Genomic DNA, 15,107 nt, shown 5'->3' with positions numbered 1-15,107 from the left:
ACCCTTCCCTAAAGGTTGATTCCATAGAGTTCAGGTATTCGGGTGATGTCCTGGGGATGGGGCGTATATATTCGGAGGCACCCGCTCACTATGCCAGGCTGGAATCGGGGAGTTTCCAAATCAACCTGCCAGAGACCCCCCGGTCCTTCCTATCTGCTCATCATCCCTCCCAGCGGCACACTTCAGGCCGAGAAGCTTTTCCGTCCGCTGTCCTATCGCCCTTTTCTGATGGGAAAGGGGGATACACTTGATCTGCGCGTCTCGGGTTCGCGGATATCGCCCGGACCTGCATCCACCCCAGCGTGCCTCCTGCAGATGCAGGCCATCTCTCTGGATGAGGAGCGTTTAGAGGAAATGGTCCGGATCAGGGTGCGCTACAACCAAAATGACACTCTCGGGCTGGCCCAAAGGACCCGTCCTTTTCTTGATGAAATTCGTTCGGCATACCTGGGTTGGGAAGCCGCCCTGATGGAGAACTTCGAACGCTATCTGCCAATGCTGGACCCTGAGTTTGCACGGGTCCTTAAATATGAACAGATAGGGAGGCTGAGGAACAGGGAGTTGGGTGGATTTCGTTATTTGGTGGAGCTGGGCCCTGATGCTGCCCGTCCCGTTGCAGCGCGCTATTATATGGACAGCCAGATCGGCCGGGAACAGGATTATGCAAGATCATATGAAGGCAACTCGCCCGAATTTGCCTCCTACCTCAACATGAAGGCAGTGACGGACCTGCTTGTAGCATATAGCATGGTCCAGGGGGAGAATGTCGGTTGAATTTCCGCCCGTACTGGATATAATAGCCCGAAGGTATCAGGGCAGGACCTTTGATGAGGTTGCTTTTTCGGCATTCTTGGACCGAGGGGCCCGAAAGTACATGGACCCTAGGACCTTTTCTGTCCTATCCTCAAAGATTGGGGAGCCCCAAAGGAGGGAATACGTGCTGAAGCAGAGGTCAAGGACTTCCCCGGGGAATCCTTTCTTCGAATTCGAAATGGTGGACCAGGACGGTCAGCTGGTGAGGAATTCGGACCTTGAGGGCAAGGTGGTCGTATATGACTTCTGGTACACGGGTTGCATAGGCTGCGCGGTATTGCACAAGGGCAATGCGTCCTGTAAAGGACCGGTTCAGGGGGAATCCCAATGTCAGGTTCGTCAACATATCGGTGGACCTGGATGAACAGAGATGGAAGAGTTCGGTGACCTCCGGAACATATTCCTCAGAAGGCGACATAAACCTCTGGGTAGGTCCGGGAAAAGACCGTGCCATAGTGAGGCACCTGGGGATAAATTCATATCCAACCCAAGTGATAGTGGATGGCAATAACCGAGTGGTAGCCATGAATCCACCGGATGTCCGGACAAGCAGCCAGGTACCGGGATTCATCGAGATGGTCGAGCGTGCCATAGAACCGAAAATGTAGGTTGGTTGCCTTTTTTCAGTAAAAAGGAAAGAATCCCGGCCATGCCGGGATTCTCTGAGTGTTTAGGGGATATAGACGCCCTTCTTGGCATCCATCTCCACGATCAGCCCCTGTGCTTTCAGGTCAGCGGCCTGAGAAGCACTGAAAGTGCTGGGAACGGAACCAGGTTTTTTCAGTTCTCTGCCAAGCACAGGTGTTCGTGCTGTTTTCTCGGCAGTTGTTTGGGTCATAGGCACCGGAGAGATGTGTATATTCCCCACTGGAGGAATTGACGTAGATTTCTTCCAGCCAACCTGGCGCTCGATCTGTTGCTTTCGGTGAACGCACTCATCGAAAATGCGGTCCCGATCACGGCCAGTCCCAATAGGGAGGGGCCGTATGTTTTTTTTATGATGTTCATGATGTTCTTGTTTTTTATGTTCAAAAATCAGTTGTTTTTCCGGATGGCCCACATTCCCAGCATAAGGATGATGATATTGAATGCCAGGTGCTGTTCCCATCCCATCGATCCGATGACACCGCCGCAGTGGCACAGCTTTTCCCTGACAAAAGCGATCATCAGAAGCAAGTAGGCCGTAAATGCTCCCATCAGGGCTACGGAGGCCTTTAGGGAATTATGCCTCAGCTTTCTGCTGGGAAGGACCATGCCCAGGGCCAGGAGTAGTTCTAGGGCGGGGATCCCCCATCCGATCACCGCGGCATGGCTGCCCAGTATGGGGACCCTGCCTATGCCCTTTATGAAAGGTGCGATGTCCATCAGTTTGCTGTAACCCGTGTAAGCAAAAAGGAAGACATAGGTCAGACAGACCGTCTGGTAGACCAAGATATCCCTGGACTGGGACAGCCTTGGGTCGGAGGTTCCGGCCGTCCCGGCCGCCACTCCCGTTCTTTGGAATCGGTTTTTCATGGTATGCTTTGCCTGTTGGTGTGAATCGGTGGTTCATCTTGCGGGGCGCCTGTACTCTTCCGGACCTCACCGCCCAAAAAAAAGTTACCCCCCGGATGGGGAAAGAGAGCGAATTTACGGTTGTGGAATTCCTTTAACATAACTGTGTTCTTGGTCATTGTTGCGATCGAAAAATTGGCCACTTCGGCTTTTCCCATAAAGGTCAAGGGCAAATCAGTGGGCAATCTTTCCAGCTCCTGAAAAGAAGTTGCCCGGCATCGGGCCGCATCCCCGGCTCTTGGACTCAACGGCTCCCGGAACGGGTTTCCAGTGCCGCATTGAATTTTCAGAAACGGTCATGTAAAGGTCGATGGATAATCCCGTGCAACAAAACAAAATACCGCCAACTCCCCCAATTAGGGGTTCCAGGGGATATGAAATGGGAGCTGGATCCCAATTACCGGTGATTTTGGCGATATCGTCTTTCCACCGTCGGAAACCCCTGGTCCAAGGAGTTTGCAGCCGGTACTGAGAGTTCAGGAAGAGGTATGTCTAGGTTTGATTATCAGCGTTTTCGACATTAGGATCCCTGCACGAAGTGCAGTTTTTAACCCTCCAAACAGTCTTTTTGGGCAATAATGACGAATTTCTTCTCCCTGTGGGCCAAAACTTGGTTTTCCTGCCCGTGCCCCTTGCGCTGCCGGGATCTTTGGGGCACCTTTGTCCTGATCGATCGCAAAGACTCCTTGGCCTGGAGCCGCCGTTCCGGTGCGAGACCGGAAGAGTATTAACCATAGAGGACCATAAAAATGGAAAGCAAGCAGAGACATCACCGCTACATCCTGCTCTCGGACATTCCCATCTCCCCGTTGGAGATGCTTGGGCTGGGACAGGACCATCCTGACGACCCGAAATGCAACATCGTGTTTCCGTCTCAGAAATGAGCGTGGGCGCACATCCCCAGGGATGTGCGCCCATCCATTTGCCAGGGATGCGGCACTTGTCCTGCTGTATTCCACTAACCGTCCCCCTAAATCTCTAGACCAATGGACAAGCAAATCAGAGAACATTACGGCAGCCTGCCAGCGGAGAGCTGGGAGGAATTCGCCCACTTTTCGGCCAACCTCCAGCACATCCTGGGCATCCCCTTTTCCGTCAGGCACTTCCAGGAATACTCGGCATGCCGGGCTTATGCCCGAAGGCAGGCAGGGCTGGACCTCCGGGCGGGGATCACCGTGCCCTTTGCGGACACAAACCTGGCCCGTCTGGCGACAGGGCCCCCGGCCATGTTCGTCTCCTTCCATTTCGGCTCCTACCGGAGCGTTCCGCTCAGGATCCTCGCCCTTGGGCGCTCGGTCTGCGTGGTGCTCTCAAGGGATGTACTGGCCAAATATTCACGGTACTATTCTGCCCTGCTGGCCGATCCCGGTGATCCGGATGGCCCCGCGGGCCTCCTTCTTTTAGAGGCGGAGGACCCCTCGCTCTTCTTCAAGCTGCGAAGGGCCGCCCGCCGGGGAATGCACGCCTTCGTCTATGCCGACGGGGCCAGGGGAGCCCGAGCGGCTGGGAATGAACAGGGACAGCTCATTTCCGTGGAGCTCCTCAGTGGGAGGCTGGGGGCGAGGTCCGGATACCTGGACTTTGCCCACATGCTGGACATGGGGGTGCACCTGCTCCTGGACAGCGCGCTCCAACCGCAGCTGGGCTTCCAGGGCCAGGAGATCCGGGCCATGACCCTGCCGTGGGATTCGGACCGCAGAAGGTTCGCAGAGAGGTCCCTGGGCGAGACCTTCCGCTGCTTCGGTCGGAGCCTCCGCCAGTTCGCTCACCTCTGGGAGCCACTCCTGTACCTGCACCGCAAGGGCGTGCCAACCTCCGCACTTGCCGGATGGAAGGCCGAGGAGCGGCTGGTGCCGCTCGATCCCAAGATGCACTGGGGGCTCGACCGCTATACCTACAGGAGGTACATGGTGGGAGACCCGGCGGGTTTTGGTTGGTAAATTCAAAATTTCTCGTTAAATTCAGCTGACCAATAGTAAATCAAATGACTGAATCGTACCTGAGCTCAATAAAGAGAACGATGGCCGGACGGACAGTGAGGCACGCGGGTTTCTGGCTCGCCTATCTCACCTATTTCTATGCGGTGAACAGGCTGGGCAACCAGAACCTGACCTTTCCCACGGTCATCTTTTCGCTCCCTTTCTTCCTGCTGGTCTATTACGGGGTGGGCCACGCGCTAGGGGCGCACTTTTCCCGCGGGAGGTACGCCGCTGCTGCGGGCCTCGCCCTTGCCGTCTACCTGGCCGCTTTCCTGGGAATGCTGTCGCTAACGCACGGCGGAGCCTCCCATTTAGGGCTCTTCTCGGAGTACCTTACCTCCAGTCCCGAATTCTCTTTGGGCAAGTTCCTGCAGAACTACCTCAAGCTGATAGGCAATTTCAGCATATTCGCAGTTCTGGGCCATCAGTACCGCACCAAGCTCGCATCCATGGAAAAGGAGGGGCGCGAGCGGGAATCCCGGCTGAGGTTCGAGTATGCCTCGCTGGCCCAGCAGGTCTCGCCGCACCTGCTGGCCAACCTGTTCCAGTCCCTGGACAGGCAGATGAGCGGGGGCGTGCCCGAGCAGCTTCGCTCGGGGGTTATGGACCTCTACGAGCTCATGCTGCACTATATGCGGGCGAGCCTGCCCGAAAGCTCCAGGACCGTCCTGCTCTCGGAGGAACTCGGTGCCTGCCGGAGGTTCATCCAGGTAAGCTCCTCGATGTCGGGAAGGGAACCCACCTTCCGCTGGGACCTCTCCGGCGAGCTCTCCGGCGCCGTGGTACCGCCGACAACCCTTCTGACACTGGTGGAGAACGTTTTCAAGCACGGTGACCCCTATTCTCCTGGCCGCCCGCCCCAGATCCGGGTGTCCGTGGACAGGGACCTCTGCTCGATCTCGGTCAGCAACACCTGTCGCAAGGGCAATCCCCTCTCGGACAGGCACGGCCTTGGGCTCACGAACCTTCGCAAAAGGCTCCACCACGTCTTTCAGAACAGGTACCAGATGGTCTGCTCCTGCCACGAGGGCGTCCATTCGGTGGATATCAGAATAGAATTCTAACCAAATTAAATCATCATGAGAAATTACAGAGCGATTATCCTGGACGACCAGCAATCGAGCATCGACCATCTGATGGAACATTTCCAGAAGGTGGAACAGGTAAGGGTAGAGGCCGAGTTCACCGATCCCTACCGAGCCCTTGCCTATGTCAGGGTGAATCCAGTTGACCTGGTCATACTGGACGTGGACCTGCAGAACCGCATCGACGGGCTGGAATGGATGTCCGCCTTCACCGGAAAGCACACCAAGTTCATCCTCTATACGGGTTACAGGCAGTTCGAGGACGACGGGTACATGCGCAACGTTGTCGACGTGCTGCTCAAGCCAGTGAGCTACCAGCGATTCGCAACGGCCATGAAGCGCCTGGACACAGAGATCCGCCTGAGCATGCCGGGGAACCCAGCGCAGGATCCCGATGACCATGCCAACGAATACCTGAACGTCAGGAAGGACGGAAAGTGGAACCGACGGCTTGTATGGTTCCGGGAGATAACCCACATTTGTTCCAGCAACGGCTATCTGCTGATCCACCTTGCAACGGACCCTGAGGTCCTGATCAGCAACGCATCCTTCAGGAGCGTCATGGAGATGCTGCCCAAACGGAAATTCAAGCAGTTCTCAAGGTCAATGGCCTTCAATGTCAGGTTCTTCCATTCCTTCACCTCTGGAAAGGTGAGGCTGAAGCATGTCAGGGAGGAGCTCCCCGCCGGCAACCTGGCAAACCACGCCTCCTTCAGGGAATTCCTGGAGACCAATTCGGTATAGTGCTTCCCGTTCCTTCCTTGTCCTGCTTGCCCATTGCGGGTCCTCGAAAAACAAGAAAGAAATGAAAGAAACACCGACTATCGGGCTGGAATATTTCCAGCAAGTCTTGCTGTCCCTTTGGCGGGCAGCTCCCCAGGACCTCCAGGAGATCTCGCTTGCCGTACGGCCCGACCTCCTGGAGCGGGCCTGCTGCCAAGTGATCTCCCAGACCTGTGCAGCAGAGCTCCAGCAGGCTTCGGGCCTCGATTTCAGGGCATACCTCACCGGCAGCTACCGTGCAGTGGGACGGCTCATGGAGGAGGCCACATCGCTCTGCGAGCGGGGCGCGGGCAGCCAAAGGGCTACCTGCCAGCAGGTCCTGGCCAGCCTGGAGACGATAGGGCGTTACATGGAGAACGGCCACGGGCAGCTGCTGGGCCCAGAGCTGCCCCTATTGCCATGCTTGGCAGGAGAGGCCATGGAGGCGCTCTCGGGGGAGTTCCAGAAAGTACGCCACCTCATACCTGGCACACCGGCTGGGGTCCTTCTCACACAAAGGCTGGAACGTTTCACCTCCGGAGCCGAGGCCGTTCGGTTGACAAGGGGGTCGATGGATTATTTTCAGCAGCTGGTGCGTAGGCTTTCGGACTGGGACTGGCAGAGCAAGGATTGCCCCTTCTGTCCGGTCCAGAGGTTCCTGGTCTACATGAACTTCAACAGCAAGGAGCTGATTGACCTGCTGGTGAAGGGGATTTCGGAGAGCTGCAAGGTCTCCGGTCCGCAAACAGGGCGGGAAGTTATGCTCCGTGAACGCCGGGTTTGCTTCAACCAATTGCACAGAAAACCGGGAATCGTCCTGAACCCTGGATATACCTCCCTGGATTCCTTCATCAACGGATGGTTCGACCTGGAGATAGAGCTGGAATCGGGCATGGTGCGGGGAGTGGAACCCGGCCGCAGGGAGCGGGCCAATGCCAACGGGGGAAAAGATGCTCACCCTGAATGCCTCAGCCGACCAGCTGGCCATACTCCTGCGGCTTCTGGACGAGGAGAGGGTGGTGAATGCCCGCTCGCTCAGCCAGGTCTTCCAGAGCATCGTGCCTCACCTTTCAACGGCATACAGGAAGGACCTTTCACCCTCATCGGTAAGGGTGAAGTCATACCACCCCGAAGAAGGGGACAAACAGCGGGTCATCCAGATACTGCAGGGCATGGTGCGCAGGGCAATGGATTACTGATGGCAAGGTTTTCGCAATTCGGCAAGAAGGGGGCCTGGCCCCGGAACATCCATCCGAGCTGCCTGAGGACAGGGGACAGGGAAGCCCCGGCTCGACCAGATTACGGGGGCTCTCAGCGCTCTCCATGCGCCGAGGAACCCGGGAAAGCGCCATGCAGGCATCCCTGGCAAGGGGCTGTCTTCCCTATGAATGAGCAAAAAGGCCCGGTACTTAAATTTGCCCCCTCAGGCTCTTTATTTATTGGGATGCAGTTTCTATATTTGTCGATATCAGTTTAATGATACACCGGTAATCAGTAGCCGAGGAACCACCTCCCCAAGGTGGTTTTCTTTTTGCACCCCATAAAAGGGGTTCTGCGGGCGGACCCTCTGTTAGGGCCGGTGATTTCACAGGATTGACCTCCAGTTGATAGGGCGGCCGAAGTTCCCTTCCAAGCGGGAACGGTAAATCTAGGACAGGAACGGTAAACCGTACAAAGAGGCCTTTTCCATGTCCGGTGGGACAAAATGTGCTCTTAGGGACATTTGGTATTGACCGTCCCGTACTCTGTTGTGACCATGTGCCCTGGTACTATTGCCAGCATTCCGGTGGATTTATTGAAGTTCTTTCCAACCAAAGTCCCGAAAAGTTTGTTCCCCTATAAAACATCTTATCAATAAACCATCAAAAAGAAAAAAATTATGTTCAGAGACGGAGCACGCAAGAGCATGTGGCAAGCTGAGATCAAGAGGTACGGCACCGTATTCAGCGAAGACCTAAAGTACGATGTTGTCATCATCGGGGGAGGGATCACGGGTATTTCGACAGCCCATAGGCTGCAGCTATCGGGGCTGAACTGCCTGCTGCTGGAAGCTAACAACCTGGGTTTTGGCACCACCGGGGCACCACCGCCATCTCAATGATTTTTTCGACACGACGTTCGAGGAAGCCATAGGAAAGTTTGGGCTTTATAACGCACGCTTGCTGGCCGATGCGGGAAAAGAGGGCCATGAGCGTATTTCCGTTCGAACGTAACCCAGCATTCTATAGACTGTGGACTTTGAAGAGAAAACTGCAGAACTTTTCGCTGTGGACCAGGATCAGGTGAGCCAGTTGGAGGATATCGTTGAAGGTGCGAAGCAAGTAGGCTACCAGATGCACTACACCGACAGGATCGACTTTCCGATCCCCTTCAAGAAGGCGTAAGGATACCGGGCCAGGCGCAGTTCCATCCAATCAAATATAATCAGGGCACTCGCCGAGGTGTTTATAGAGAACGGGGGCGCGGTCGTCGAGAACTGCCTATTCCATTCCCACGAGGAATCCGAAGAGGGGGTACTTCTCCATACCAGCCTGGGGGAGGTCCGGGCAAAACATGCCGTTTTTGCGACCCACCACACCTCCCGGGATCAGTCTGCTCCACTTCACCAGCCGCTCCCTACAGGAGCTACGTGATTGCCTTTTCGCTGAAGGGAAACAGCTACCCGAGCACGCTCGGCTATGATCTCTACGATTCGTACCATTATTACCGGACGCACGAGATCGATGGCAAGAAGATGGTCATAGCGGGCGGGGAGGACCACAAGACGGGTCACACGGGCGACGCAGGGGCATGCCTCTCGCGGCTTGAGGACCACTGCAGGCAGCAGTTCGACGTCGATAGGGTCGAATATGCCTGGTCGAGCCAGTATTTCGAACCGGCCGATGGGCTCCCCTCCATCGGGGTACTGCCTCCCAGCGAGGGCAGGGTCTTCGTGGCCACGGGGTTTAGGGGGAACGGCATGACCTTCGGGACCCTTTCTTCTGCAATTATCACCGATCTGATCAATGAGGGTTCCAGTCGGTACGAAGCTCTTTTCAATCCCAGGAGATTCCGGCCAACCGCGGGATTTACCACCTTCATCAAGGAGAATGCGACCGTGCTCAAGGACATGATAGGAGATAAGATCGGAATGGAGCGGATACGTTCATTGGCAGAGATTGCTGCAGGCGAGGCAAAGGTAATAAGGCATGAGGGCCGATCCTATGCAGTTTTTGCAGAGCAGGATGGGGAGCTGCACGTCTTAAGGAGCACCTGTCCGCACGCAAAGTGCGAGGTTCGCTGGAACAATGCCGAACTGTCCTGGGACTGTCCGTGCCATGGCTCCCGGTTCAACGTTAACGGGCAGATCCTGACCGGGCCGACTACCACTGGCTTGGAACGGATAGAATGATGGTCTTCCCCAAAAAATGGCTGGTGAGGGGAATCTCGAAAATAAACTTATGGAGTACGGCTCCCTACCGGGCTCACCGCACAGCCGTGCAATTCCAGCGTAGGTGAGCATATCTGGCTAATGGGCAACAGATCTCTGTATTCCGCCATGACGGTTCGACCTGATCGGGTACTATTCCGACCCAAACAGCAAAGTTCATAACCGTCCAGATCTCTGAAATGGAAACGCCTGCCACCGGGGAAATTATAAAGATGCCTTTGCTTATGGCTCCGCCCTCTCCATCGATCTTTCCCATAGTGGCTTCCAGGTCCTGTTTAATAGAGGACAATAAGGAGTTAGGCCATTCAGGGGCGTGCCGAGCCTAAATACCCCATCCGGTGTGAAATCCGGCTTTGGCCCGTGTTTCCCAGTAAACGTCCAACCGAAGCATGTGGTGTAAAAATTGTTTTGCCCGTTGGAGGTCTTCAGAGAGGAATCTCGATGTACTGAATCTGTTTCGTGGATCGGGGAGTTTGGAATTGGTTCTCACTCATCATGATTGGTTTTGTTGCTCCCAAAGTTAAATGATCCGAGCGGTTTTTTTTGCAGGGAACCAAAATTGAATCACTCGAATCTTTAACTTAGACGCTCAGTCTCTTTGGAATCCATTGACAATCAGAAGGAACCATGGGTTCGTAGGGACCGAAGTTTCATAGCCCTGGGCTGCATGTCCAATGGCAAGCCGGCTGCACCAGGGCTTCCTGTGCCCTTGGCTACTGACAGCCTTCTCAAAACCGGTCCGGGTCTTAGAGTTTATTTTCTAATGGCCCCGGGCTCGGGATTCCCCCACAAAATGCAAAATGATGCCAGCCCTCTACCGCCCATAATAACATGGATCAGAGAGGATTCCTGAAGAATTTTGAACTAGGCCCAAAGCCTGAACAGGTAGGACCTATTTCCTGATTTTGAGATCTCTGACTATCATCAAAACTATTCCAATAACCGTCAGTAAGCAAAAAACCTGCAAGCCTAACGCTCCTGCTGAGAAATCCATAAATAAGTATCAGTTAGTGTGTTGCGCAAAAATATACAAAAAAAGGACAATGTCAAACTCTAGGCGTTTTCGTGATAAGCCTTGCATGGCCCGCTTGAAGGCTCCCCGATCGCTTTGACTCCCCCTGCTTAAGTCCTGTTGGTTTCCTTTTCTCCAAATATGCCAGAGGTCCCCTACAAGTTGATATGGCCGGGAATGGGGTCGTGAACATTGTTAACCCAGTTCCTGCCTCGTTGAAAAGATTTTTCGGCCAAACACATGCTCGGAAATATCGATTGATGGTGATGTAGTGAAAGGGAGTTGGAGTATTCGAGATGGATTGCGCAATCGATCGGGACGGGACCGGTGAAAACCTTCTTGCCACCAAGCCAAGGGCTGCTGACCTTATTTACCTGGGTGTAATTTCCCGCAGGTTATGGGCTTTTGCTCCAAATAAGCGATTTGGGTGGCACCAAAATCAAAAATCATGAAATGTCCTGATTGTAAGCAAACCTTATTGGTAGCCGAAACGCACGGTCTGGAAATTGATTATTGCCTGAACTTTCGGGGCGAATGGACATAACGGGAGCGAACCAGACTAAATCATGGATTTTTCCGCAACGCAGTAAAGTACGCTGGCAGCAAGTGTACCAGATGGAAGGAACGATCGAAGTCCGATCTCCATAAAGGATCATTTGGGCAAAGGGGAGCGGAATTTTAGAGAGCGGAATGACCACGATAAGCACCGGCAATGGAATCAGAAGGGGCCGGGGGACCAACCCAGGAGAAAAAGCCATTTCTTTCGGATTTCTACGATTTTGACTAAACTCCTTTTTCTCCAATACGTACCAGGGAGCAGAACAGAAAGCTCTGAAGGCCGGACATCATTCCGCTACGGGAGATTTTGGCCCTCTTCCAAAACACTGTCCTTCGGGTTACGGCCCAACTTCGCTGTTCATCTCGGACTGCCTCGTGGTAACCGATCATCTTTTTACATCGCAGATCGCCAGCCCGATAGGGAAAACTTGATGAATCTATAATTTTTTGGTCCGATTATGGTCCGGATATGTTATATTTGATTTTCCATAATACTTGAATTTGAGTTGTTTAATTCAATAGGTAGTGACCTCCCTTACCATAAGGAGGTTTTTTTTATAAATAAATGTTCGATTTTTTGCTATATTTATAAATCAATTTTTATCTGAACATTATGGAGTTACTGACAGATGTGCAACGAGAGTTCCTGAAGATAACTGCACAGGACGAGCTGCTCAGAATAACTGGGCAATCCGGGGCTGATAAGATAGAGTTCACGATAGACGAATTCGGGTCGACTTTTAATGTAACCGCTATAAAGGGCGAACAGGACAAGTGGAGTGTTGTGAGAATATTGAGGGCCAGCATAAATTCCGGTTGAGATGGCCGCGGTTCCCGGTGATCATTTGTTGTCACCTCTTACACGTGAAAGTTCCCATGGCTATCCCTCTTCCTCTAAATGAACTGAAATTCTATAATTTATTTAAATAAATCGATATATTTGGGTCATTCAAATGTTTTTCAAAAGTAGTTAGCAAGAAACCTCCAAATCCCATGGAGGTTTTTTTGTGGAACAAAAAGTCCCCCGATATGTGGAAACAGGGGGGGCTGTGCAGGTCACGAAATATTGCCCGGTAGCTGTCCCCGGAATAGGGAACCATGGAGAGACACGGAATGGACAAGGGGTAATGCGGGATGACCCCAGGTGTTTAGATATGTCCTGTTCCAATGGCACTCTAAAGTTCACTTCTCTTGAAATCCCAGGGGATAGATGTCAGGAAAGCTGTGCGATGGGTAGGGAGAACCATATAGGTTTAATTCCGGGCAAGGTCAGGTGACAGCGCGAAGAAGAATTTCCTCCTTCCCCGGCCCCCCCCGGACCTGTTGGGGCAGAGGACCATTGATCTGCTCCCCGATTTCGATGTAAATTGTATCTTTGGAAAAAAAACACGAACGGTTTATTAGTTTGGTATGAGTCAAAATGCAGGAGGGACTGAAAAGAAGAGATACTCCCTAAAGCCCGAAAAAGAGGAAATTATAATCAAGAGGATCAAGCAATGGGAAATGGGGAAGCACTATAGGGATCCCCGTTACAACATCGATAGGTTTACGGAAGATGTCGGGGTAAACAAAAAATACCTCTCCCGTGTGATCAACAGGGGTTTTGGGACTAACTTCAGCGGATATATCAATAGCTTGAGATTGGGATACGTCCAGGAACTGATAGACGACCTTGGGCCGGGGGCGATCTATAACCTTACAGCCATAGCTCTCCTAGCGGGTTTCTCTAGCTATTTTAAATTCTCACACTACGTCAAGACCGCCCACGGGGTCAATCCGACAGATTACTTCAGGCAGAAGAGGGCGAACTGAAAGTGAGATGCCCTCGGATTTTCCTTTACTCCAATGGTACTTAGTTCCGGCCCCGGGGCTTGATTGTTGAACGGCCCTTCCATATGATCGGGTCGGTCCATCTTTTGGTGGGCTCACAAGGGGATAAAGAAATTCTTCCTGAAGCCACTATTCCGAGGCGTTACTGGTCTGACAATTTCCTGAAACGTTGGAAAGTTAAGGCCGGGCTGGCTATGGCAGTGGTCGGTTTTAGCAACTACCGGTAGACCAATAGGACCTGAGGACCTTTCCATGGACAGAGCAGGCGAGCAAAAAAAAGAATAGCCACCCGTATGGCGGGTGGCTTGGCTTGTTGAAAATTAATATGGATGGAGTAGCTTCGCTGTAAGAGCATCCACCGGATCAAGCCCCCTCTTTAGGGGGCATACCGACTCCTTGCAATTACATTAACAAATATAAACTGAATAAAGAACACGCAGATCTGGCTTTGGTTCAAAAAAATAAAAAATAATGCCATTGGCCGATTTCCGGGATTCCTGCATAGCCAGGCTGGGGCAGACCGTGTTCCAAAAAAAACCAACGGTTCTGGACCGTTGGCTAAACATTCGCCGTTACTCATTTCCTGACTGCCGTAAAGATAGTAAAATTGGGCCATAAAAAACTAGCCCAACGGATTGAATCCCTTGGGCAAAGTACTAAGTGCACGTGAGTGCGGCTATAGAAAACGCATAAATATAGCGACTGTCCTTGGGTTAAGGAAAGTCGGGGTGAGGATAGGTGCAAAATTCCGTCCGGTCCCTTCTGAGCTAGGGCAAATCACACCCGGGATACTGTTGGTTTCGATGGGTGCCATGGTCCGGTCTGCTGTCCGGGTTTCAGCTCTGGGTGATGGGCAGTTCAATCCGGAACTCTGTCCCCTGTCCCTCGGTGCTGTCCACCCTTATGTTCCCGCCCATCCATTCGACCATCGTCTTTACTGCCCATAGCCCCATCCCGTGGGGTTCCTCACCGTTGAGCCCTGTCCTTTTGGAACTGCTGAACTTCTCGAAGACATGCTCCTTAAGGTGCGCAGGGATCCCTATTCCGGTGTCACTCACGCAGATGGTGACAAGGTCTCGGCCGCTCTCCACCCATACCCGCACCATACCACCACTGGGAGTGAACTTGAGGGCATTGGACAGAAGGTTGTTCAGGACCTGGATCAGTTTGTCCTGGTCGATGAACAGGTGGACGGGGCTCTTGACCTGATCGTATTGGACGCTTATCCCGCATTCCGCTGCCATGGATGCAAACTGTCCCATGAAACCTTTGAGCATATCGTTCAGGTCCGCCCTCACCCGGTTCAGTGGGACCCCCATCGAGGTAAGGAACTCCTTCCTAAGAAAGCCCCTGATCAGACCGGCATTGCTCCGGCACATCTCCTGCATGGAGGTGAGGACGGGAACCAGGGGATCGCCCTGTTTCCTGCCGGAGGTCTCCAGTGCGAGGACCGCAAGTTTTTCCAGAATTGCCAGGGAACCCACAAGATCATGGCTCAGGATATTGAGGATGGCGTTCTTCTTGGAGTTGTGGCCGAGGATGGCCTGCTGGAACTCGGTCTGCAGGGTCACGTCTCGAGCATATCCGGCGATCTTGGAGATGCCCGCATCGCGGTATGGGTACATGTTGAGTTCAAGGTAAACCTGCCCGCCCTCGCCTGAGAACTTGACGACCGTTCCCTCGATCGGGCTGTTCTCTATCCCCAGGAGCCTGGCCTGCAGAAGATCCCTGTCCTCCACTGGCAGCCGGTCTGCCAGGTCCTGTATGTTCTGCAACGGTCCCTGAATCTCCTGGAAGAAGCGGAAGGCATGGTTGGCATGTTCGAAAAGCCCGGATTCCCTGTCAAGGGAAAACACCATCAGGTTGGAATTCTCGGTCAGCACCTTAAGTGCGATGTTTGTCATGGCTTCTGGATAGTTAGTTGTTAATTGCTGCAAGTTAGTGAATTGATCGATAAATCCATTGACCGATGTCTGTTTTTTCCTAACGGGAGCCTCACGGGCCCAGAACAGTCCGGAACCGTGACAGCCGGTCAGCTGAATGTGGGACCGGCAACATATTCGGGGCACAACCAGGTGACGGGT

At 53.3% G+C, this 15,107-nt stretch carries 15 protein-coding genes; 12 read left to right on the top strand and 3 right to left on the bottom strand.

Going from position 1 to position 15,107, the window contains the following annotated elements:
• Window positions 1-90 precede the first annotated feature (90 nt).
• From FGL31_RS20890 to FGL31_RS30165, 3 genes are read left to right on the top strand one after another with little or no spacing between them, the layout of a single operon-like run.
• Complete coding sequence (locus tag FGL31_RS20890) at window positions 91-774, top strand: hypothetical protein (protein WP_232047046.1); 684 nt, start codon at window positions 91-93, stop codon at window positions 772-774.
• On the top strand, window positions 764-1,177 hold the full coding sequence (locus tag FGL31_RS30595; RefSeq protein WP_171017751.1) for an SCO family protein: 414 nt from the start codon (window positions 764-766) through the stop codon (window positions 1,175-1,177). The genes FGL31_RS20890 and FGL31_RS30595 overlap by 11 nt, the downstream gene beginning before the upstream one ends.
• On the top strand, window positions 1,104-1,421 hold the full coding sequence (locus FGL31_RS30165) for a thioredoxin-like domain-containing protein (RefSeq protein ID WP_138094216.1): 318 nt from the start codon (window positions 1,104-1,106) through the stop codon (window positions 1,419-1,421). Before FGL31_RS30595 ends, FGL31_RS30165 begins: the two co-directional genes overlap by 74 nt.
• A gap of 62 nt (window positions 1,422-1,483) precedes the next feature.
• On the opposite strand, the gene FGL31_RS20880 is transcribed toward FGL31_RS30165, so the two are convergent.
• Window positions 1,484-1,873: a hypothetical protein gene (locus tag FGL31_RS20880; protein ID WP_138094214.1), complete on the bottom strand. Its 390-nt coding sequence runs from the start codon at window positions 1,871-1,873 to the stop codon at window positions 1,484-1,486.
• On the bottom strand, window positions 1,849-2,328 hold the full coding sequence (locus FGL31_RS20875; RefSeq protein WP_138094212.1) for a MauE/DoxX family redox-associated membrane protein: 480 nt from the start codon (window positions 2,326-2,328) through the stop codon (window positions 1,849-1,851). Before FGL31_RS20875 ends, FGL31_RS20880 begins: the two co-directional genes overlap by 25 nt.
• Before the next feature lie 1,025 nt (window positions 2,329-3,353).
• Here FGL31_RS20875 and FGL31_RS20870 point away from each other — a divergent pair.
• From FGL31_RS20870 to FGL31_RS20825, 9 genes are all read left to right on the top strand, one after another.
• Window positions 3,354-4,307 (top strand): hypothetical protein, encoded by a 954-nt coding sequence (locus FGL31_RS20870; protein ID WP_138094210.1) that lies wholly within the window; start codon window positions 3,354-3,356, stop codon window positions 4,305-4,307.
• A 44-nt stretch (window positions 4,308-4,351) separates the two neighbouring features.
• Complete coding sequence (locus FGL31_RS20865) at window positions 4,352-5,410, top strand: histidine kinase (protein WP_138094208.1); 1,059 nt, start codon at window positions 4,352-4,354, stop codon at window positions 5,408-5,410.
• A 15-nt stretch (window positions 5,411-5,425) separates the two neighbouring features.
• Window positions 5,426-6,175, top strand: coding sequence for a LytR/AlgR family response regulator transcription factor (locus FGL31_RS20860; RefSeq protein WP_138094207.1), 750 nt, complete (start codon window positions 5,426-5,428; stop codon window positions 6,173-6,175).
• Window positions 6,176-6,236: 61 nt separating this feature from the next.
• Window positions 6,237-7,670, top strand: coding sequence for a hypothetical protein (locus FGL31_RS20855; protein WP_138094205.1), 1,434 nt, complete (start codon window positions 6,237-6,239; stop codon window positions 7,668-7,670).
• Window positions 7,671-8,072: 402 nt separating this feature from the next.
• Entirely contained in the window at window positions 8,073-8,294 is a 222-nt protein-coding gene (locus FGL31_RS30160; protein WP_138094203.1) for an FAD-dependent oxidoreductase, read from the top strand.
• A gap of 130 nt (window positions 8,295-8,424) precedes the next feature.
• Complete coding sequence (locus FGL31_RS22830; protein WP_171017750.1) at window positions 8,425-8,577, top strand: hypothetical protein; 153 nt, start codon at window positions 8,425-8,427, stop codon at window positions 8,575-8,577.
• Between the two features lie 2 nt (window positions 8,578-8,579).
• Entirely contained in the window at window positions 8,580-9,584 is a 1,005-nt protein-coding gene (locus tag FGL31_RS20845) for an FAD-dependent oxidoreductase (RefSeq protein ID WP_317131158.1), read from the top strand.
• A gap of 2,222 nt (window positions 9,585-11,806) precedes the next feature.
• The gene (locus tag FGL31_RS20830; RefSeq protein ID WP_138094197.1) at window positions 11,807-12,013 is read left to right on the top strand and encodes a hypothetical protein; all 207 of its coding nucleotides are present in this window, start codon (window positions 11,807-11,809) and stop codon (window positions 12,011-12,013) included.
• Between the two features lie 590 nt (window positions 12,014-12,603).
• Window positions 12,604-13,005 (top strand): helix-turn-helix domain-containing protein, encoded by a 402-nt coding sequence (locus tag FGL31_RS20825; RefSeq protein WP_138094195.1) that lies wholly within the window; start codon window positions 12,604-12,606, stop codon window positions 13,003-13,005.
• 854 nt (window positions 13,006-13,859) lie between these two features.
• On the opposite strand, the gene FGL31_RS20820 is transcribed toward FGL31_RS20825, so the two are convergent.
• Window positions 13,860-14,927: a PAS domain-containing sensor histidine kinase gene (locus tag FGL31_RS20820; RefSeq protein ID WP_171017749.1), complete on the bottom strand. Its 1,068-nt coding sequence runs from the start codon at window positions 14,925-14,927 to the stop codon at window positions 13,860-13,862.
• Window positions 14,928-15,107 lie beyond the last annotated feature (180 nt).

It is taken from the genome of Sphingobacterium daejeonense (genome assembly GCF_901472535.1).
Classification (GTDB): domain Bacteria; phylum Bacteroidota; class Bacteroidia; order Sphingobacteriales; family Sphingobacteriaceae; genus Sphingobacterium; species Sphingobacterium daejeonense.
Note: the sequence above shows the minus strand (reverse complement) of the source record. Positions and strands in the feature narration are given on the sequence as shown.